Origin of the sequence: Paraglaciecola arctica BSs20135 (assembly GCF_000314995.1) — a bacterium.
Lineage (GTDB): Bacteria > Pseudomonadota > Gammaproteobacteria > Enterobacterales > Alteromonadaceae > Paraglaciecola > Paraglaciecola arctica.
In genome coordinates this window covers 23,882-45,410 of the sequence record NZ_BAEO01000005.1, presented here as the reverse complement: position 1 = coordinate 45,410, position 21,529 = coordinate 23,882, and the positions used below count along the sequence as shown (strand labels likewise).

The 21,529-nt window shown below is 40.4% G+C and carries 20 protein-coding genes; 14 read left to right on the top strand and 6 right to left on the bottom strand.

Going from position 1 to position 21,529, the window contains the following annotated elements:
- Positions 1-12: 12 nt before the first annotated feature.
- Positions 13-615 (bottom strand): PilZ domain-containing protein, encoded by a 603-nt coding sequence (locus tag GARC_RS01035; RefSeq protein ID WP_007615787.1) that lies wholly within the window; start codon positions 613-615, stop codon positions 13-15.
- A gap of 128 nt (positions 616-743) precedes the next feature.
- Here GARC_RS01035 and GARC_RS01030 point away from each other — a divergent pair, with 128 nt between their 5' ends.
- The 9 genes from GARC_RS01030 (at position 744) to GARC_RS00990 (ending at position 9,003) form a co-directional block, all read left to right on the top strand.
- Positions 744-1,955 (top strand): lipoprotein-releasing ABC transporter permease subunit, encoded by a 1,212-nt coding sequence (locus GARC_RS01030; RefSeq protein ID WP_007615785.1) that lies wholly within the window; start codon positions 744-746, stop codon positions 1,953-1,955.
- Positions 1,956-2,033: 78 nt separating this feature from the next.
- Positions 2,034-2,597 carry a phosphoribosyltransferase gene (locus GARC_RS01025; RefSeq protein ID WP_007615784.1) on the top strand — a complete coding sequence of 188 codons (564 nt, stop codon included), beginning with the start codon at positions 2,034-2,036 and terminating at the stop codon, positions 2,595-2,597.
- 275 nt (positions 2,598-2,872) lie between these two features.
- The gene (locus tag GARC_RS01020) at positions 2,873-3,352 is read left to right on the top strand and encodes a copper chaperone PCu(A)C (RefSeq protein ID WP_007615783.1); all 480 of its coding nucleotides are present in this window, start codon (positions 2,873-2,875) and stop codon (positions 3,350-3,352) included.
- Positions 3,353-3,382: 30 nt separating this feature from the next.
- Positions 3,383-4,339 (top strand): MbnP family copper-binding protein, encoded by a 957-nt coding sequence (locus GARC_RS01015; protein ID WP_007615782.1) that lies wholly within the window; start codon positions 3,383-3,385, stop codon positions 4,337-4,339.
- A 49-nt stretch (positions 4,340-4,388) separates the two neighbouring features.
- Positions 4,389-5,552 (top strand): MbnH family di-heme enzyme, encoded by a 1,164-nt coding sequence (locus GARC_RS01010; protein ID WP_007615780.1) that lies wholly within the window; start codon positions 4,389-4,391, stop codon positions 5,550-5,552.
- 2 nt (positions 5,553-5,554) lie between these two features.
- Positions 5,555-6,733: a hypothetical protein gene (locus GARC_RS01005; RefSeq protein ID WP_007615778.1), complete on the top strand. Its 1,179-nt coding sequence runs from the start codon at positions 5,555-5,557 to the stop codon at positions 6,731-6,733.
- Positions 6,734-6,785: 52 nt separating this feature from the next.
- Complete coding sequence (locus tag GARC_RS01000; protein ID WP_039988335.1) at positions 6,786-8,003, top strand: sensor histidine kinase; 1,218 nt, start codon at positions 6,786-6,788, stop codon at positions 8,001-8,003.
- Positions 8,000-8,533, top strand: a complete 534-nt coding sequence (locus GARC_RS00995; protein ID WP_007615774.1) for a response regulator transcription factor — start codon at positions 8,000-8,002, stop codon at positions 8,531-8,533. Before GARC_RS01000 ends, GARC_RS00995 begins: the two co-directional genes overlap by 4 nt.
- A gap of 83 nt (positions 8,534-8,616) precedes the next feature.
- On the top strand, positions 8,617-9,003 hold the full coding sequence (locus GARC_RS00990) for an MmcQ/YjbR family DNA-binding protein (RefSeq protein ID WP_007615772.1): 387 nt from the start codon (positions 8,617-8,619) through the stop codon (positions 9,001-9,003).
- Positions 9,004-9,084: 81 nt separating this feature from the next.
- Here GARC_RS00990 and GARC_RS00985 read toward each other — a convergent pair whose 3' ends face one another.
- The 4 genes from GARC_RS00985 to GARC_RS00970 form a co-directional block, all read right to left on the bottom strand.
- Complete coding sequence (locus GARC_RS00985) at positions 9,085-10,275, bottom strand: MFS transporter (RefSeq protein WP_007615770.1); 1,191 nt, start codon at positions 10,273-10,275, stop codon at positions 9,085-9,087.
- 300 nt (positions 10,276-10,575) lie between these two features.
- Positions 10,576-12,063 carry a flavin-containing monooxygenase gene (locus GARC_RS00980; protein WP_007615768.1) on the bottom strand — a complete coding sequence of 496 codons (1,488 nt, stop codon included), beginning with the start codon at positions 12,061-12,063 and terminating at the stop codon, positions 10,576-10,578.
- Between the two features lie 144 nt (positions 12,064-12,207).
- The gene (locus GARC_RS00975) at positions 12,208-13,026 is read right to left on the bottom strand and encodes a Cof-type HAD-IIB family hydrolase (protein WP_007615766.1); all 819 of its coding nucleotides are present in this window, start codon (positions 13,024-13,026) and stop codon (positions 12,208-12,210) included.
- A 250-nt stretch (positions 13,027-13,276) separates the two neighbouring features.
- Positions 13,277-15,607, bottom strand: a complete 2,331-nt coding sequence (locus tag GARC_RS00970) for a peptidase U32 family protein (RefSeq protein WP_007615765.1) — start codon at positions 15,605-15,607, stop codon at positions 13,277-13,279.
- Between the two features lie 141 nt (positions 15,608-15,748).
- On the opposite strand from GARC_RS00970, the gene GARC_RS00965 reads away from it, so the two are divergent.
- The 4 genes from GARC_RS00965 (at position 15,749) to GARC_RS00950 (ending at position 18,682) form a co-directional block, all read left to right on the top strand.
- Positions 15,749-16,405, top strand: coding sequence for a glutathione S-transferase (locus GARC_RS00965; RefSeq protein WP_007615763.1), 657 nt, complete (start codon positions 15,749-15,751; stop codon positions 16,403-16,405).
- Positions 16,406-17,187: 782 nt separating this feature from the next.
- Positions 17,188-17,538 carry a hypothetical protein gene (locus GARC_RS00960; protein ID WP_039988333.1) on the top strand — a complete coding sequence of 117 codons (351 nt, stop codon included), beginning with the start codon at positions 17,188-17,190 and terminating at the stop codon, positions 17,536-17,538.
- Between the two features lie 105 nt (positions 17,539-17,643).
- Complete coding sequence (locus GARC_RS00955) at positions 17,644-18,033, top strand: hypothetical protein (RefSeq protein WP_007615757.1); 390 nt, start codon at positions 17,644-17,646, stop codon at positions 18,031-18,033.
- A gap of 145 nt (positions 18,034-18,178) precedes the next feature.
- On the top strand, positions 18,179-18,682 hold the full coding sequence (locus tag GARC_RS00950; protein ID WP_007615755.1) for a DUF7380 domain-containing protein: 504 nt from the start codon (positions 18,179-18,181) through the stop codon (positions 18,680-18,682).
- A gap of 147 nt (positions 18,683-18,829) precedes the next feature.
- On the opposite strand, the gene GARC_RS00945 is transcribed toward GARC_RS00950, so the two are convergent.
- Positions 18,830-20,095, bottom strand: a complete 1,266-nt coding sequence (locus GARC_RS00945) for an FG-GAP repeat protein (protein WP_007615753.1) — start codon at positions 20,093-20,095, stop codon at positions 18,830-18,832.
- A 409-nt stretch (positions 20,096-20,504) separates the two neighbouring features.
- On the opposite strand from GARC_RS00945, the gene GARC_RS00940 reads away from it, so the two are divergent.
- Positions 20,505-21,515 (top strand): DUF1028 domain-containing protein, encoded by a 1,011-nt coding sequence (locus tag GARC_RS00940; protein WP_007615750.1) that lies wholly within the window; start codon positions 20,505-20,507, stop codon positions 21,513-21,515.
- Positions 21,516-21,529 lie beyond the last annotated feature (14 nt).

Sequence of the window (21,529 nt, the reverse complement as noted above, 5' to 3'; positions counted from 1 at the left end):
ATAATTTTCGTTTTAGTTCTTTTTAAGGTTTTCTTGGTTCTTGCGTTTGCGTAATTTAGCAGCTTGCAAATGTAAACTGGCTTTGACCAATAAATCTTGGTCTTCTTCACGGATACGGGTAAAAATCAAGGACACATGGTACGTATCATCTTCAGGCTTACAAGCAATAACTTCAGCAAAACAAAAAATGGCTGAGGCTTCTTCTTTTAGGAATAATTTAAGCTCGATTGTAGCGCCTACTGATAATTCGTTTTCACTCTCAAGTACTACACCCCCTCCACCAAATTTTAATGATTGAAAGGTTTGTTCATGTTTTGTGTGTTGTTGCAAAATAAGAGACATCATCAAATCAATTTTTCGTGATTGATGATTGAGAAAATCAGCTAACTCAACCGCGTGTTCACCTAAGCGGCGCAGTGGTCTTAAGGCTTTAGTATCAATGCCTGATATTTCACTAGCAATTTGGAACTCGTATGGCATATGGTGATGTAAATCATCAATATCAGGCAAAATAAAATCATCTTCTAATAAACGCATATTGACTGGAATATTGTGCTTGATCATGAAAAATTCATCAAATTGTTGATGCTTTTGTTCAAGCGATAAGTTTTGCATTTTCTCTCCCGGTTTTGCTGTGCTTGTTAGATTTACTTCAGGCACGTATTATTCAACATCATTCATCAGTATACCAACAGTTAAACCGTAATTTTTAACTGCTTTGTTGTTATAAGAGTTTCATTTTTATGTTTTACCCACTTTCAGCCTTTATTGGTTTACGTTACGCCAAAGCATCTAAAGGCAGTCATTTTATTGCATTTATCAACTTTTTCTCTGTGGCAGGCATTGCCCTTGGGTTGATGGCATTGATCACCGTTTTGTCAGTAATGAATGGTTTTGAAGGCGAGCTTAAGTTACGTAATTTGGGGATCACTCCCCATGTGTTAGTGCAAAAAAAATCTGATACAGAATTTAGCCCTGATGGGTTTAAGCAGATTGAAGGAGTCATTGGTAGTGCACTGCAGATAGATTCGGAAGGTATAGTTCAATCTGCTACAGGGCTCACAGGGGTAATGTTTCAAGGCATTCAACCAGAGGTCATGCAATATTTGTCTATTATTGCTGAGAATATGGCGATTGGTCGTTTGAGTGATTTGCATAAAGGTGAATATGGGATCGTCATTGGCCGCGCTCTTTCTATCAAATTGAAGTTACGGCTTGGTGATCCAACCCGTTTAATCTCTTCAGAAAATAGTTATTTTGGGCCTTTTGGGCGGATTTACAGCCAAAGAGTGTTCCACGTTGTTGGGATATTTGATTTAGGCTCAGCATTAGACGATAAAGCTGTGTTTATGCATATCGATGATGCCGCTAGGTTGTTAAGAAGTAAAACCGCAACCTTAGCCCAAACACGTTTATTTTTAGCCGATGCCTTTGATTATAAAAGTGTCGTTCAAGCTCTAGAGGCACAAGGTTATAGCTCCACCAATTGGCGAGACCAGCAAGGTGTGTTATTTGACGCTGTGAAGATGGAGAAGAACATGATGTCATTAATGTTGCTACTGATCATCTCAGTGGCAGCTTTTAACATAGTGTCGGCTTTAGTTATGGTGGTAACCGAGAAACAAGGTGATATCGCTATACTCTTAACCCAAGGCATGACTCGCAATAATATTATGGGTATCTTCCTGTTTAATGGCATTTACAATGGCATTAAAGGCACGGTCATTGGTGTTGCCGCCGGTGTATTGTTAGTGACGCAAATTAATAATGTGATCAAATTATTCAATTTTCCAATATTTCTAAGCCCAGACGGGCAGGGGGTACCCACCGATTTACAATGGCAACAAGTTGTATTTCTTATTGTTACCTCACTTATTTTGTGTTTTCTGGCTAGCCTTTACCCTGCGTATCGAGCGGTCAGGGTTAATCCGGCAGATGCTTTAAAATATGAATAAAGCCAGCTTCGGTATACAATAGCAGGCTAATAGTTATATTTTGGGGCAAGCGCGCTCTAAATTTTTAAGGTTTATCTAATGGAAAAAACGTTTATCACTGCACAACAGTTACTTGAAGATTCGTTTCGAGTGGCAGCCCAAGTTTTTGAAAGTGGCTTTCGCCCACATTTTATCATAGGTATTTGGCGTGGCGGCGCACCTATAGGCATAGCTGTGCAAGAATATTTCGATTTTAAAAAAGTAGAAACAGACCATATCGCGGTACGTACCTCTTCTTATTATGGAATTGATCAACAGTCTAAAACCATTAAAGTGCACGGTTTACATTATCTGATTGAAAACGCCAATGCCGAAGACAGCCTATTGATTGTGGATGACGTATTTGATTCAGGCCGCAGTGTCCAAGCCTTGATGAAACAAATTAAGAGTTTGTCTCGTGCAAATATGCCAAAAGATGTGCGTATAGCTTGTCCGTATTACAAACCACAAAATAACAAAACTGATATTGTGCCTGATTATTTTGTGCATGAAAGTGACGAATGGTTAGTATTCCCTCATGAAATATCGGGTCTTACACCAGACGAAATCATCAATGGCAAAACAGATTTAAAAAATGTTATGCATTTACTAAAACAAGATTAATCAATTACTATTTTGGTTTAGTTTCAAATTAAGACAATAAAAGACAGGCGACTGTCTTTTTTTTGTCCGAAGATAAAAGAGTAAACTAGGTATGGCTTACCCTGAGCTCAAGTTAAATAGATAAAGATCCGCAGAAACAACAGTCCGATTAGAGTAAATATGTGATTCGAGTAAATATATAGGTGCGACAATATGTCACATTGTCGCACAACTATAAGACCCTATAATAGCTGAAAAAAACGAGTTAATTCATTTTGAAAGCCTTTATAGACCTTATGTTAAAGCCATTTATCTTGGCTTTTTTGTTGTTATCTTTTAGCCTTTTTGCTCACGATTTTAATGCCGGCCAGATCGAAGTTAATCATCCGTGGGCGAGGCCAACCGCACCTGTTGTCAAAACGGGAGCGGTTTATCTAGTTATCAATAATCCAACTCATCAAGCTGAACTTCTATTGTCAGTAGAGGTGCCATCAACTATTGCTGAGTTGGCTCAAATACATCAAACCGAATATTCTCAGAACATGGCTAAGATGCGTGAAGCGCATAGTGGTTTGTTGATCCCCGCTGAAAATAGTCTCGAACTCATACCTGGCGGCAGCCATATCATGTTAGTTGGGTTAAAAACGCCTTTAGTCGAAGGTGAAAAATTTCCCATGGAATTACGCTTCGAACACAGTGGTGAGATAACAGTAGAGGTCTGGGTTGAGGAAAGGTTAACCCCTAATGCTGCTACATCTAATCACTCCCACCACTAACACTTAAATCTATTTATAAGAGAAATTATCATGCAATTAAATGTCAATTTTAAACCTTTCACTATCGCCTCCTTATTGGCTGCGTCTTTATTAAGTGCTTGTGGAGGAAGTAGTTCTAGAGACAATGACGATGTGAAAAATTTAGTTCCTCGTGCTTTTAGTCTTAATTTTAAAGCCATGAGTGGAGTAGAGGAAATTGATTGTGACACTATGTATTCAGGTTATGGCGATGATCAAAGTTATAGTGTCGGCGTCAGTGATTTACGTTTTTATGTAAGCAACATCAAGTTTTACGACCTTTATGATGTTGAGATTGAAACCACCTTAGATGAAAACGACTTTCAGTATCAAAATGAACAAGGTTTTGTTGGTTTAATCGACTTGACCAGCAATGCTACTGGATCATGTGCTTTAGATTCACTTTCCGGTACATCGCGTACAAATAGCCTGATCTCTGGTACTTATATAGATACCGGTGTGGCTAAAGTTACATTCGATTTGGGCTTGCCTCAAGCAATGATGAAAGAAGTTATTGCCACTACTTCAGTTGAAGACGCACCTTCTCCTTTAAATGAAATGTACTGGTCATGGGCCAGTGGTTATCGTCATTTTCTTATGAACTTTACCATTGAAGATACCAATGGTGTCGCTGGTAATGGCTTATTGCATATTGGTAGTAAGAGTTGCACAGGTGATGGTTTGTTAGCCCTTGAGACTCAAGATGAATGTGACTACGTCAATACGCCAAAAGTAGCGTTAAATAATTTTAACCCTGCTATCAATACAGTGGTGATTGATATGCAGAACGTTTTAGCCGGTTTAAGGTTTGCTCCCACAGCAGCAGGTGTTGATGTGCCAGGAGTAAGTTGTCATTCAGCTCCAGTTGCCATGCAAGCAGACTGTGGTCCTATCTTTGAAAATATGGGGATATCTACTGAAACCGGCGAAAGTGTCGCAACAGATAATTCCACCGTTACCGCTGAATAAGTGAATTGGGGTTGACCTTAGTTAACCCCTGAATTTTGTAAGAGACTATATGAAGTTTATTGTAGTAAGTTTTATATTGGGTATTTTGATGAGCTGTAATCAATCATCAACTACTTCAATAGAAGAAAGTTCACAACAGCAATCCATAAGAGATCTGCTTGAGCTGCCAGCACATATTTCTGCTCCCGCAGTGCCGGAATATAACCCCTTAACCGCAGAGAAAATAGCACTGGGTAGGTTTTTATTCTATGACAAAAACTTATCTGCTAATCAAACTCAATCTTGTTCTTCTTGTCACTTTCAGGCGCTAGCCTTTAGTGATGCGGTGGAAACGCCATTTGGTTCTACGGGTCACCAACTTACTCGGAACAGTCAAAGCTTGTCTAATGTGGTTTACCATTCAACTTTTACTTGGAGCAACAATGGCTTTTTAGAGTTAGAAGACCAGCTAAATGTACCCATTAGAGCAGATAATCCAATTGAGTTAGGGGTGACTGATCCACATATCGATGACGTGCTTGCCCGATTTGATAGTGATCCTGATTATGTGAAAATGTTTACAGCAGCCTTTCCAGACAGTGAGACAGGTGCAAGCATTAATAAGGTTATATTTTCTCTAGCTAGCTTTTTGCGCACTATGATCAGCGCCGATAGCGCATATGACCAGTATTTATTGGGTGATACCACAGCTTTAACCGAACAACAAAAGTGGGGATTTAGTTTATTTAACGGTGAGAAATTTGAATGTTTTCATTGTCATACTGGCATTAATTTTTCTGTGTCTTATCGTGATTCAAATACCACAGAAGGTACTATTCAATATCCATTTTTTAACAACGGATTATACAACGTCGATGGGCAGGGGAGTTATCCTGCTGAAGATCAAGGTTTGTATGACCTAACGTTAGACTTGGCAGATCGCGGCATGTTTCGCCCGCAAAGCTTACGTAATATAGAGTTGACCGCACCTTATATGCATGATGGCAGTATTGCGACATTACGAGAAGTGATTGAGCATTATGCTAGAGGAGGTCGCTTAATTGAAAACGGCCCAAATGCTGGAGATGGTAATTTAAGTCCTTTGAAGTCGGGCTTAATACTACCCTTTGTTGCCACAGATGAAGAAATCGACGCAGTGATAGCCTTTCTTGAATCTCTTACCGATTACAAATTTATCAATAACCCTAAATTTTCTGATCCATTTGAAGAATAATAATGAAAAATCATATTGTTACCCTGTTGTGTTGTGCATTTTCGACGGTAGTCTTTGCTCATGAAAATCAGCAATCTAGCGCTCAGCCTGATTCAATAGTTGTTAAAACGGCTGTTACTTTTCGAAGTGATGAGGCTTACCCAACTGATCAAGTGTGGCAATTACCCGGCGTATTAATGGGCGGTGAAGCTTTGCCTGTGGAACAAGGAGCTAGTTTAGATGATGTTCAATTGTTGGGTCATTTAAATGTACAAGAACGTTATTTTGTCAGTGCTAAAGTTGGGGCTCATAGTCATGATGGAGCAACCGAAGTCGAGTTAGAAAACTTGTGGTTTGGGGTGAGTGCTGAGTTGCTTGATCAGCCTCTATTATTTGAATTAGGCAAAATGTCTACCAAGGTTACACCAACAGCTAATTTTCATGCTTCAGGGGGAGCTTTTAGTGAATCTCCTTTATTAGCAGACGTGTTTTTTGGTCGACATTTTATAGATATCGGTGGCAGAGCCAGTAGTAATATATACGGTCTAATTTTAGGTGTTGAAATATGGAATGGAGATAATTGGCCTGCGACGTCTGGTGACGGCGCTGCGTCATTATATATTCATTACCCATATAAGAAGGGCGGTTTGAATGCTCAATTAGGCTCTTGGTTAATGTCCAGTCGCGCTGAAAGTCGCACAGATCAACGTTATCAAGGAGGGCATAGTCACGGCGATGAGCAACTTAGTGCTAGTGATTTGGAATTTACCGGTGATACTTTAACCATGGGGGTGTTTGCTAATCTGCAATGGAAATTTAAGCCCATTATTCTAAATGGTGAATTTGAATGGATCCGCGCCGATATTGACGCCCACTTGGTCGACACAACACAAAGTGCTGTTTTTGTGGCAACACAAGATGGTTATAAGCTGCAATTTGGTCTGTCTTTAGACAATCATAGCCTGCAAGTTAAGTACGAACGTTTAGTGGTGGATAATAGTTTTACGCAAACATCGCAATTATTTATCCAATCTAGCGGTTTACATAACCAAGGATTTGAACCTGAAAAATTGGCGGTCGCTTGGACATGGGATTTTTATCAAGACTTTAAATTTCGTACCGAATGGTATCAAGATGATAGCCATGAACAGCAGGGAAGTCGTTGGTCTCTAGGTTTAGTTTGGCAGCATAAGCTGTTATAAATGTTTGTAACTTTGCTTAAAAATATCTAAACGCCCCATGTCTTTGTCTCATATGCAAACTAACCGTCAGCTATTGCAATTAATTAAGTTGCGCAATGGTTTTATCGCTCTGCAATTATTGGTTGTTTTAGTGGCGGAGCTTTGGTTCGAATATTCGCTGCCATATACCACTCTTAAAATTATTGTTGGAGTAGAATTAGCGATTAATATTGCCTTGTTTTATTATTATAAAGGCAATCGTAACGCCCATCCTATTGAGTTTTTATTGCAAGTTTCACTTGATATATTGTTTCTCACTTTGTTGTTGTATTTTTCTAACGGAGCGACTAATCCGTTTGTTTCTTTGTTGCTGTTACCTGTGGCTATTGCAGCAGTAACATTGCCGAAACCTTGGTTGTTGTTTGTGACTTTTATGGCGCTGGCAGCGTACTCGACTTTGTTATTTACACTTGATCATCAGCAAATGCATATGATTGACATGCAACAGCATTTTGTTGGTATGTGGTTAACTTTTGTTTTGTCGGCTTTGGTAGTGGTATTAATAGTGGCATCACTTGCTCGGGCTATGCGTCAGCAAGAACGATTAGTGAGTCAGTTGCGTGAGGAGCAATTACGCCAAGAACAATTGGTTGCTCTTGGTACATCCGCAGCTCAATTTGCTCATCAAATGGCTACGCCATTAGCCACGGCAAATTTATTGACAGAAGAACTTGAGTTGCAACACAACAATCTATTTTTAGCTCAATTAAAAGAACAGATAGGTTTATGTAGTAAACGTTTGCAGGATTTTCGAGTCATGTCAGAAGAGTTAAAACAAAATAGCAGACGTCAGATCCCATTAAGCCAATTGTTTTTTCATTTACAGCAAGATATACAGCTAAATTTTGCTGATGTTCAGGTATGTTATCAATTTGATAATTCTGAAGCTTTCGCTGTGTATACCGATTCCACACTATTTCCAGCCTTACTAAATTTAGTACAAAATGCGGTGCAAGCTTCAAAACAAAATAATAACCACAAGATTGAGATGTCGAGTAAAATAGAACAGCAACAACTAGTTATTACTATTCGTGACTTCGGTAAAGGTTTATCCGAGGAAGCTTTACTTGAATTAGGCTCTACTATAGTACAAAGCGATCAGGGTTTTGGTATGGGAGTGTTACTTAGCCACGCAACGTTAGAACGATTGGGCGCACAATTTCGCTTATATAATCATTCTGAAGAAGGGGCAGTCGTTGAAGTTGTCATGAACTTGGTGGAGCTATCGTGAAATCTTTATTATTGATTGAAGATGAGCAGAGCTTCGCAGATATATTACTGAGGCGTTTGTCACATTATGGTTATAAGTGTATCCATGGAATTAGCAATGAGCAGGGTCTAGCCTTAGCAGAACAGCATAGTCCAACACATCTCATTTTGGACCTTAAAGTAGGCAACCAAAATAGCTTGATTATTTTACCTCAATTAAGGGCGAAATTACCCAAATCTAGAATTATTTTACTGACAGGCTACGCCAGTATTGCCACGGCTGTAGAAGCAATTAAAGCAGGTGCCGATGACTATTTATCTAAGCCTGTTGATACTAAAACCTTATTGACAATGTTAGATGGTGATAATAAAGAAAATCCAGAAAATAAAAATAATGAAACAAATATTATGTCTCCGTCTCGACTTGAATGGGAACATATTCAACAAGTGTTAAAATCAAATCTCGGGAATATATCGGTTACCGCTAGACAGCTTGGTATGCATCGCAGAACCTTACAGCGCAAACTGTTAAAAAAGCCAACTAGTGCATGAAATGGTAATCGGCTCCAAAATAGCTTATAGAAAGTTGTTTAAATGCTTATACTGATAATATGAATGTATATTAAGGAAAGTAGATGGATCGGCAACAAGCTAGAGAATACCTATTAAGTAAACCTTTTACAGTGGAAACCTTTCCTTTTGGAAAAGACGTGTCTGTATTTAAAGTTAAACATAAAATGTTCGCGACTTTATCCGTGGGTAAAATGGGCAAAGGTGAGAATGAAAGTGATGATATTTGCTGGATGAACCTTAAATGTGATCCTCAAGAAGCGATAATGCTTCGCGATATCTTCCCATCCATTATCCCCGGTTACCATATGAGCAAAGTACACTGGAATACCGTAAAACTTGATGGGTCAGTGCCTCAAGGGGAAATTCAGCGGATGATGGATAACTCTTATATGTTGGTAGTGAGTAAAATGCCCCAAGCAGACCAGCAGTCAATTAAGTTACATCTATAACAATGGATATTATCTGATAGATTTTTAATACTGATCTCAGAACAGTTATACCAATCTCATTAAATAAGAAGTGACATAAAATTATTTTTTGTCACTAAATTTTAGTGTAAAGAAAAATAATAGAAAGTAACTAACAAAGGCAAACCAATAGGGTAGGGCTCCGTCTATTGAATAGAGATAAGTACCTAATAAGGGACCAACTGTAAAGCCTAATGGCCCACATGCACCGGCTACCCCAGCAACCGCGCCTTGCTCATCTGATGAAACAGCAACAGAAACACCAGCCATAAATCCCGGCCCCGCAAGTCCCATTCCTAGCCCTAGAATACACATTGATATTATATACATAGTTTCAGTTTGGCTTAAGGCCATTATGGCAAAGGCTATCATCATAATAGGCATGGATATTCTAAGTAATACAAATGGCCTTACATGTAATCTGGGTATAACCAACAATTGCACAAATAGGGCGGCGGCAGCGGAAAACATCAGGCTAATTCCAACAATTTTGGCGGTTTGGGTGCCATCAAGGCCCAATACATCTTGAAAGCGAAACGCGATAGTTTGTTGCACAATGGCAAAACCCATAAACAAAAATACCCCAGCGATCACCAGAGGAAAAATTCTTGGATCTGTGTACTTAAGTTTTGCTGGCTTTTTTATGACCTTAGGTTTAGGTAATTCTGGCAAGGCATAGAGTGTTAATACAGCCGCTGCTAATGTTAAAAATACTGAGAAATACAGTGGTGTAAGTAAGCTAATACTGGCGAGTAATCCACCAATGGCAGGCCCCATAATAGAGCCAATATTTCCCGCAGCACCAATGGCGCCCATTCCTTTAATTCGATCCGCTACAGTGGTTATATCAGCCATGTAGGCGTTTGCTGATGGCGCTACGGCTGCCATTACTATTGCGTTGGCAACACGAGTAACAATTAACAGTATCAGAGCGGTTATCGGAATTAGATACCCTAAGAGAGCCGCTTGAAACACACTAGCAAACAACACAGTGCCAACAGAATAACCAAATAGACCAATTAACAGGATCTTTCTTCTGCCCCAGAAATCACTGGCTCGCCCCCACAATGGACTAACCAGAAACAGCGTTAAGGATGAAGAAGATATAATGGCACCAATTTGCACCTCAACTAGGCCCACTTCTCTTCCGAGCGGGGCTAATATGGCGAACAATACTGTTTGCGCAAATCCCATAGCACCTGCCGCTAATAAAAGTGTGCGTTTGGCTAAGGCATTAGATTGAGGGTGGCTCATAGGTATTGAGAATACGTCATAGGTACAGATGTCTGTTCACAGATCCGGTAGCGAGAACTCCGTAATTCATATTTACTCGTTACTTTAGGCACATAAGCCTCAATGTTTGCTTTGATAGGGGTATTTTCATAGTTGATTTTTATATGGCCAAGATGCCATTTAGTGTAGATCCTAGCGACTAAACACAATTAAACCAATAGTCTTTATTAATACACACAACTTATCTGAAGTTATTCTATATCCAACAATTGGTTATTAATAAAGTTTAACTATGTAATTGGATCACAATTGTTGTGTTATTTAACTTGAACTAGGGTTAGTAGGATTAATAGAAGAAAAAATAATACAGTTATCAACCACAGAAGAATAGCTCAAACTAATCCGATCAAGTATATAGTTTTGGTTAAGCCTCCAGGGCTTTTCGCGGCCCTGTTTAGGGATTTTATCTAATGCCCGAAGAATGTACCCAGAATTAAAATCAATAAAAGGCACAGCTTCAATGCCCTTAAGCGGCAATACCGGCTGACAGTATTGATGTTGATGTTTGTCCATATGATTAATTAAGCGGCATACATATTGACCCACTAAATCTGATTTAAGAGTCCAAGAGGCATTAGTATAACCCATTGAGAAAGCGAAGTTAGGTAAGCCACTTAACATCATGCCTTTATAACAATAACTGTCGGCAACTCTAAATGGTTTGTGGTCAATGCTTAGCTCATAAGAACCGAGTAAATCTAATTTGAGGCCTGTAGCCGTCACAATAATATCGGCGTGAAGCTCTTCGCCTGATTGCAACTTAATACCAGTAGCGGTAAATGTATCTATAACTTCAGTGACCACACTGGCCGAACCATTTTTTATGGCAGTAAATAAATCACCGTCAGGCACTAGACATGCCCGTTGATCCCAAGGTTGATATTTAGGTTTAAAGTGTTTATCAACTGGGTAATCTTCTCCTAGCTCATCAATTATGCCTTTCCGTATCACTTTTTTGACTGACTCGGGACGTCGTCTAGACATGCTATACATAAACATGCCCTGAAGTATTTTTCTCCAGCGACTTAGACTGTAGGCTAGTTTGGCCGGTAGATAGCGGCGCATAGCATTAGCAAAAACATCTTGTTCAGGTAGCGAAGCAATGTAGGTAGGAGAGCGCTGTAACATAGTCACATGTTTAGCTGTAGCAGCTAAAGCCGGAACAAGGGTAATAGCAGTCGCACCGCTACCTATTACAATCACATTTTTATTTGTGTAATCAATATCTTGCGGCCAGTGTTGTGGGTGAATAATATCACCTTCAAAGCTTTCAACACCTTTAAAATCAGGAGTGTATCCCTCATCGTAGTTGTAATAACCGGCACCAGAAAAAAAGAAACGGCTAATATACTGGCAGCATTCTCCTGTTTGCAGGTTTTGTACTTGAGTATGCCATTTTGCATGAGTGCTATCCCAGTTGGCTGAGATGACTTTATGTTCAAATACTATGTGTTCGTTTATACCATTTTCAGTGGCGGCTTCAGCGATATAAGACTTGATATCGGCGCCTGGTGAAATAGCTTTTGGGGAACGCCAAGGTTTGAAGTTAAAGCCGAATGTAGACATGTCGGAATCAGAACGGATCCCCGGATATCGAAATAGATCCCAAGTACCGCCTAATGCGGCTCGAGCTTCGATAATTGCGTATGATTTATTGGGGCAATGTTTCTGAAGATGGTATGCCGCGCCTATACCAGATATGCCAGCTCCGATAATTAGCACATCTACTTTATTGGTTTTTATACTCACTTCAGCAATTTCCTTTTATGACAATGTTTTGCGGCAAGACACTATTAATAGCATATTTATTGCCCAATGCCTTCATCCAATATAGTGACCTTACTGATTGATTTTAATAAACATATAAATGACAAACTTCCATGGCTTTAATCACTAGAGCGAGAAACGTTCTCTCAAAAAGTGCGCAATACCATCTTTGTGATTATGCCCAATTACGGCGCTCGCAGAGTTCTGAACTTCAACTTTTGCATTCTGTGGGGCATAACTTTCATCTGCAAGGGCAAACATACTTAAATCGTTGTCACCATCTCCAAAACAAATAATCTTGCTAGCACCCAATTGCTTTTTCAAATTGGTAACTGCAGCGCCCTTATTAGCGTATCTATGATGAACATCTAACCACCAAAAGTTATTACCCTCTAAAGCTGCCCCAGAATAGGCAACTAAGTTTTTATGGGAATTAAATTCTCGCCACATCTGATGGATAGGTTCAGCAGTGCCAATCATACTAATATTAGTTACCTGACTATTAATGGGTAAGGATCCGACCGGCAATAGTTTAGCTTTGGTGTTAGAAAAGTAATTATTGATGAGTTCATTTTCTACATCGTGACGTGTTTCTGCATGAAAAATATAGTGATGATTATTATCGATGACATTAACAAAAGGCGTAATTCCTTGTGTAAGGGCAACATCAAAAATAGTTGAAATTTCAGCGTTGTTAAGAAGGTTTTCGAGAGTCAGTTGTTGGGTGTTAGGATCCCATACTGCCACACCATTATTGAAAATTTGCGGTAATACAAAATCATGACCGTCTACAATTCGTTGGGCTGAAAGCATAGTGCGGCCTGTTGCCAAAGTATAGGCAATGTTTTTTTCGCTTAGCAGAGCGAGTGTGTCTTTTGTAAAAGTGGATATTTCAGATGCGTCATTTAATAGAGTGCCATCTAAGTCAAAAATAATAAGATCCATAAAACTTTTTATAACTCAAAATTACGAGCTAAGAGCTAGCTCTAGATTAATGATAAATGTTAACGAATTTAAGTACGAGTAGCACGGGAATTTAGTTTATGTGTGTTAGCTTTACGTGTTTTCTTCTACGGGATCGCTGTGAACGGAAAAGGATGGTTTTAAGGCTGCGTAAACAAGCAGCCTTATAAACTTTTATAGAACACACAAGTACGTGAATGCTTGTGGATATATTTTGATAATCGCCTGAACGTTACAAACCAGTATGATACTGACTGACTGTTGAATCAGTTACCATGCTATTTAAACGCTGTTCTACCTGTTGTTCACCGGCTAATAACTGTTCGAATTGGCTAATTAATTCTACTTTGTCAGGCGAGGCCTTATTTCCGGCACCAATATTGGTTAAATCAATCATGAAACCATCAAATAAATCAGACAGATCATTAATAACCTGCATATTCAGAAACTGGTCATTGTTGTAGATACTAGGGTAACCCGCTTTTTGTTTATCAATCGCAAAGGACACACCTTTAAGATTGGTAATGCTTGTTGATTTATCACAAGACAACATACAACCATTATCGATCCGCGGTTTTTCACAGCCCACACTTTGTTGGAAGAAACATTGGCGGCTGGTCATTAACAAAATCGGATGATAAATACTGTAGAACAATTTAAAGTTAGCAGGGCGGGCAATGTTTTGCATTTGTTGTTTATTCAGTTCATTAGAGATAAACGCACCGCTGCAATCAAACTCTTCCTGCATCGCCATTAACGCATAAGAATTAGTGGTGTTTAAAAATGGGCCCGCAATCCATTTAATGCCTAATTGATTTGCCCGGTAAGCGATGCCGGTATTGTTAGTGACAATTAGTGGCGGCATAACTTGCTCTAAAATATTAATCGCCACGTCATAGTCTTTACCTATTAATACCGCTGGAAACCAAGGGATTAAGCGAGGATTAGCGCTTAGAAAGGTAATGTATTTAGTGCAATCACGTTTATAAGCGTCAGGTAATTTAAAATAAATGTCAGCGCTGGTGGTATCGGTTAAATAAGCATCCGACTCGTCACTGATCAATATCGACAGCTCCGCCTGAGTATTTTGACTATCTTTGGCATGCCGTGCTAATGGCGGTAATTCAACTGCAGGTATTAACGGCTTTGAATCATTCAGTAAACGTGCAGCTTCATTTTTTAATAATGTCAGCTCTTTAAATGGGATACTTAAGCCAGCAGATAAGTGAGTCATATCCATTTCTTTAAGTACATATTCAGCCGTGGCTAAGGTTCTGAAACGTTTCTCTAAAGTGGCTTGATCTATAGCATTGTGTTCGCTTTGAGTTAACAAACTGGTTGATTGAAGCTCAAAATGTTTGGTTGCTTCTATTGGCATATTAACTGTTGAAGTCTGCTCTTCAGAGGCCGTGTTTGTGCTCACTGTTAGAGTTAACGGACTGCCTGCTTCACCTGCAAAACTAAGAGTTAAAGGTAATTTATCAATGCTTAAATATTGAATTTTGTCTCTAACCAGATCGTTAATTTCATTTTTTTCTTGATACAGAGACTGTTCTACTTCTTGTATTTGCACCACTGAAATCAAATTGCTGTCTTTAGCTGCACTGGTTTTGCTGTCCCCGATTTTAGCTAAGGCATGGTTTTTTGTGTTGTCACGTGGATTATCGATAAACATAGACTGGTTTAGATCACCACGTAAAAAGGCGTTCGAAAAGTCCCGATTAAACACCTTATACAAGCGTTCACCATCTTCCAAAAGTTGACCTGTTTTCATAAAACCATCTATCTGTTTACGAAAACTATCCACCACAGTATGTACATAACTTGCACCTTTGATGCGGCCTTCAATTTTGAATGAATGCACACCAGCTTCTATCAAAGCCGGTAGGTCAAAAAAGGCTGAGTTATCTTTAATATTCAGCGGGAAATTATGCCCAGATTCTGTGGTTTCGTATTCTTCTCTACACGCCTGACTACAACGGCCGCGGTTGCCTGAATTACCTACGCTAGCAGAAGTTGAATAACATAAACCAGAAAACGCTACACAGAGCGAACCATGTACAAACACTTCTGACAACACATCATGTTCAACACACACCGCATTAAGGGCGGTAATTTCTCGCAAGTTTAACTCTCTAGAGAAATTAACCCGTGAAGCCCCTAGCTTTTTAAGAAAGCCAATTTGCCCCGCATTGTGGGTAGTCATCTGGGTGGATGCATGAATATCTAAAGTGGGAAAATGATGCTTAATCAGATTAAACATACCAATATCTTGCACAATCACACCATCAAGGGTGGTATTGACCAACTTGCTTAGTAACTTAGCTAGGGTGGTGAATTCTCGTTCTAAAATCACAATATTCAGAGTCAGAAAAATCTGGCATTCATATTGGTGAGCAAGCCTGATCACCCCTACAAGTTCATCAAAGGAAATATTAGACGCACGATTACGAGCATTAAAGGTATCTAAACCGCAATACACCGCATCAGCACCAGCAATAATCGCCGCTTTAATGGCATCAACATCACCGCCTGGGGCTAATAGTTCAATTTTATGCTTCATGTAGGTAAGTTTTGGCCTGTTAATTTTAAAGCGCGGATTTTACCCGTATATTTAGCGAATGAATATCGCTAGAGTAGATTATTCTACGTATTCATTACAAAGTGCCCAAATAAGCCAGAGAAATAGCGAATAATACAAAATATGCCAGCCCTTATGCCACTACCCATACTCTATTCATTAAGAAATTGCCCCTATGCCATGCGAGCGAGGATAGGCATATATAAAGCCCAGCTGCAGATTGATTTAAGAGAAGTGAATCTCAAGCAAAAACCGGCTGACATGCTCGCGGCTTCGGCTAAAGGCACCGTACCTATTTTAGTTTTGGATAACGCACTACAACCCCCAACGGTGATTGACGAAAGTCTAGACGTGATGTTGTGGGCGCTGACTAAAAACGACCCTGATGATTTGTTGCACGGGTTTGATCAAAACGCGTTACCTAAGATGTTGGATTTGATCAGATTATTTGATGATGAATTTAAAACTTGTTTAAACGCTTATAAGGCGGCTTCACGCTACCGTGAAGATAACGTAACCGAATGTAGGCAGGCCTGTGAGGTGTTTATTCAAAAGTTGGAAAATCGCTTAAGCGACAGTGCTTTTCTAATGTCAGATCAGGAAAGCTTGGCAGATATTGCCTTGATGCCGTTTATTCGGCAGTTTGCTAAGGTTGAGCGGCATTGGTATTTGCAAGCGCCTTATCCGCGGGTGAGGGAGTGGTTGAATTTTTATTTGCAGAGTGGGATGTTTACTAGGGTTATGGGTAAACATGAGTTTTGGATTAACGCCGAGGACTAATAGTTGGTGAGTTCTGAGTCGAGAGTAGGGCAAAAGTATTGGCATCGCCGATAACTGCTTTGGTGGCTCCGCCACTGCTTTTTCCGCCTTTAAAGTTTCAGCTAAAAATGGCTTATTCTTGGGGCAAATGACAAGGAAGTCATTTGAGTGAAGCTTGAAGGGATACATTCGTAACGACCCAAGAATAAGCCATTTTTTGCGGTTAAATACTTTAGCAGCGAGCGGCATTTCTTGGTTACTTCTTTTGGCTGTTGAAAAGAAGTAACTGGATTGAAGGGATTCGAGACAAAACCATCAGGGATAATGGCGCGAAGCGTGCGCTTAGTATTTTATAAAGATAAAGCATGCGCTTACGCTTACTGCCTTCCGTGGCAGGTTTCTCACAGAATCCCTTCTGTGCGACCTACTTTTTTGCTACAGCCAAAAAAAGTAGGCAAAAAAGGCCGCTCGCCAAACTATGTTCTTCATCCAATTATTTCTGAGATTTAGCAGGTCGTCGTAATGTGCTCCCGGCACTCTACGACTCAATTTACATCCATGTAAATTGACCTACTAAATCTCAGAAATAATTGGCGAACATAAATGCGAGGGTAGGGCAAGAGTGGTGTCGGAGGCACCAAAGCGAGTTTCGATAAAGCCGATTTTTTGTTTTCTTACGATGTGTGTCCATGTAATTACTTTCGAACAGTAGCTCAAATCAATATCCCAGATAAATCGATAAGTCATTGAAATAGCTGGCATGCTCAATTATTGTCTTAGTATTAACAAATTACTGGCTGAGAATGATAAATTCTACAGCCTCGTTATACACCACTATGAATAAAATATTTTTGTTGGGTCTTATATTTGCGTTAGGAGTCACTGGGTGTTCGTTAACTCCAAAATTAACTTCTATTCCATATCTATCAGCAGAAGAGGTAGAAATACTCGCTGAGAATTATATCCAAAAAGAACACCCTAAAATTCAAATTGAAAAGTACATTTTATATTCGCTAACTTTTGACTATAAAAATAGCAAATGGTCATTACTATATTTCTGTAAAAAAGAGTACGAAGATGGCGCTGGTTGCAGCTACAGTGTTTCAATGTCTGATTCAAAACCAACAAAGTTTATATTTTGGGGTGGAGTGTAGGTGTATAACAAAACAATGTTGTCGCCAGCAAGCTGGCTGGGACAAATACTCGCTGCGCTCGAATTTGCCCCAAATTGTAAGCGTTAGATGCACTTGGATGTAATCATGAAATTCGTAGTTTTAATTATGCTAGGTTTACCATTCCAGATCATCGCTTCTCCTCCCCTAGAGTCATTTCTACTTAATAAAGAAAATTCAAGCGAACTTGGTTTTACTTATACAGTATCAAATGAAAAACATGCCAAAATGATCGAGTTACAAGGACCATCGGAGATAAACAATGGCTGTAAACCGATTGCCTCTGGTAACTTTGTGTTAAATGAAAATGGTGATGAAATTTCAGGTATCGTTGTTAAAGTTGATAGTGTTAAAGATCCCAATAGTTTTGGGTTTGTTTCTCACCATTCACAAAATATATTAGTCGTTTTTATCGATTATATTTGTCCAGAAGGTCGCAAGTCAGAGAGTCGTCGTTATGAAATATCAACTAATTGAACAACGTGTATCTAACAAAACAATAAACAACGTTCGCTTCGCTCACTGGGAAAAATCCTCGCTGTCGCTCAGTTTTTCCCGTTATTGTAAGCGTTATGCGATTTTGCAGTGGTTCATCTTTTAAGCAGAAGGATTAAATAAGTTAATGACCAATTCAAGTGAACTATATGCTCGCGATGATTTTGTTGCATGCGGCTGGAGCTATGATGTACTAGCTGAAAATCATTATGGGTACTCTTCTGTTATGCGAAGCCTTGAAGAGAGTGCTAAGGAAAAGTTAGAGTCAGGGTTAGAGGAACAGAGAAAAATCCTGAACTTATTAAGTCGTTCTGCCTCAATGATGCTTTCACCTACCAGCTTAAATGAACCTTTCAAACCTTACTTTCAAGACTTCCAAGCAGGAAGACGGTCACCGCTTCCAGAAGACTTTACTGAAGGCGAACTGCAATTTTTTGATGAAATTTTGGCAGATGTTAAACCTGCGGGGTCAGGTTCGTTGAAAGTACGCGATGCAACAAATAAGGCATGGGAGTTAGGTAATGATTCGTTTATTGAACAGGTTGCTAATACCTTATCTAGAAGAGCCAAGCCATTACCACAAGGCGGTGATAGGAGATCTAAAGCGTTTAACTCATCCAAACCGAAGTGACTTTTATTTTTCAGCGAACCTGACCCCGCAGGTTTTTTTTCAGCGAACCTGACCCCGCAGGTTTTTTTTTGCTGTTGAAAAAGAGTATCTGGTTCGAAGGGATTCGAGACAAAAACCATCATGGATGATGGCGCGAAGCGTGCTCTTCTAGTTAGACACAATCTCAAATACATAAGCTGCCCCTGATTCATTGCCTTGGTCATCATTACCCGTTGCGCCGATTAGCGCTGTGTTGTTAGACAGTGCAACGCTGAAACCAAATACATCACCGGGGGCGCCGTCATCAGCGGTTAAGTTGGCTTGGTGGCGCCATAAGCCTGCGGTTCGTGAAAATATGTAGGCTGAGCCTGAGTTGGCTCCTTTATCATCTTGATGCATAGCGCTAATCAAAGCGGTGTCACCAGAGATTGCTACGCTGCGACCAAACCTGTCATCTGATGCACCATCTGGTGCAGTCAGTTTTGCCTGTTGCTGCCAAGTTGTGCCCGTGCGGACAAATACATAGGCTGAACCAGCATCAACGCCCATTATTTCGTCATCATCTCTGCGAGCAGATATTAAAGCGGTGTCGCCAGACAATGCGACTCGCACCCCAAATAAGTCTGTTTCTGCTGCATCCGCTGCCACAAGTTTTGCTTGTTGACGCCAGCTTGTGCCAGAGCGAGTGAAAACATATACAGCACCGGCATTAGTCGCTTTTTCATCATGCAAGTCAGCTCCAATTAAAATGGTATCGTTGGCAAGCGCCACACTAATACCAAATACATCGCCTGCTGCGCCGTCTGGTGCCGTCAGTTTTGCTTGTTGCGCCCATGTTGTGCCCTTGCGAGTAAATACGTAAACCGAACCAGAGTCTTTGCCCTTATCATCGTCACGGGGGGCGCCAATAACGATTGTGTTGTCTGATATCGCAATGGCTTGACCGAATGCATCGCCTTTTGCCCCGTCGTTGGCTAGCAGTATTGAATGCTCACTCCAGATTGAACCTGTACGTTTAAAAATATAAGCGGCGCCCGAATCTTCGCCATTTTTATCATGACGACTGGCGCCAAGCACGGCAGTTTCTTGAAACAGCGCTACGTTACCTCCCAGCGTGTCACCGGCGGCACCTTCTTTTGCGGTCAGTTCAGCTTGCTGTAGCCAACCGTTTTTTGTGCGAGTGAAAACATAGGCAGAGCCTGCATCAATACCATTAATTTCATCATCAGATTTATATGCACCCACTAATGCTATGTCGTTGGAGATAGCCAAGCTAAAACCAAAAAAATCCTCAGCGGCACCATCAAAGGCCACCAGCTTTTGTTGTGACAATTTGGTTTGTGCATTTGCCGTAAAGCATAAAGAAATAAGCAGGCACCCAAAAAGGATTGCCCAGTGCTTTTGATTTGAACGCAGATTAAATGTGTTAAGCATTGTGTTGGCCTTAATGAATGATACGCAGCGTTACTTTAACTGACATACAAACTTATCCAATTATGCTCTCATTAAAGAAGTGGTTAACAAATCTTAATGCGTTAGAACGAATATCTAATCGGACAAGTTGATTATAGAGAAAATTGATTATAGAGATCCGCATCATAAAGAAGCCAAAAACGGGAAGGTGTTTATTTAAACAGTTAAACGAATACTTTGTTTATTGACAGTATTTAATTGGATTTCACTTTGACGTTGGAGAATGCTTTGTGCCTATTATTACAATGGGTGTCTCATTAAAGGCTCTGTTGAGAACTATGCTGCTTTTAAGTATTCAGCTCTGGCTTCAGGGGCCGAGCATAAGTATGCTTACTACTTATCATTCTAATTAGATTACAAAGGTCGTCACATGAGAACAACAATAATACTCGCTATGATCCTGCAAGGTGTAGCAACAACCGCTAGCTCCTTTGCCTTTGCCGCAGATTTTAAGCGCGATAATATTGCCCTGCGACCAGCTCATACTTATTCCATAGTGGCGCGGGATCCGGTGAGCGGGCAGTTGGGTGCTGCGGTTCAATCCCATTGGTTTTCTGTAGGTAAGGATGTTATTTGGGCACAGCCAGGCGTTGGTGCTGTTGCTACGCAAAGTTTTATCGAAGTGAGTTATGGGCCCTTAGGTTTGGCCGCAATGGCAGCAGGGAAAAATGCTCGTGACACTTTGCAGTCTTTGTTGGATAAAGATGAGCATCAGGATGTCCGTCAGGTGGGTATGATAGATGCAGATGGTGTCACTGCCGTACACACAGGCGACAAAGCCATTATTGCTCATTGCAATATGCTGGGAGAGAATTTTACGGTACAGGCCAATCTAATGGAAAATGCCACTGTGTGTGAGGCAATGGCCGATGCCTTTTCTGCCAGTAAAGAGGATTTAGCCGGGCGCATGATGGCGGCACTGGAGGCGGCTCAGAATGCCGGGGGAGACATTCGTGGTAAACAGTCAGCGGCCATGCTGGTGGTTGAGGGCGAAAAAGGCACTCCAGTGTGGAAGGGGCGGTTAGTTGACCTGCGCGTTGAAGACAGTGTCGACCCCATTAAAGAATTGAGTCGTCTGTTAAAGGTGTCTCGTGGATATACTAAGATGACTCAAGGCGATGACTTTATGACAGCGGGAGAGGTTGATAAAGCCCTGGCTGCTTATGCCGACGCCGAAGTCATGATGCCGGAAAACCATGAAGCTGTATTTTGGCACGCGGCAACACTGGCGGCGAGAGGTAGGGTGGATGAAAGCCTGCCACTATTTAAGAAAGCCTTTGCCATGCATCCACCGTGGAGAAAATTGGTACCACGACTGCCTGCTTCGGGCTTATTACCTGATGATAAGGCTTTGATAGATAAAATCGTATCTATGCGGTAAGGGAATAAATACAC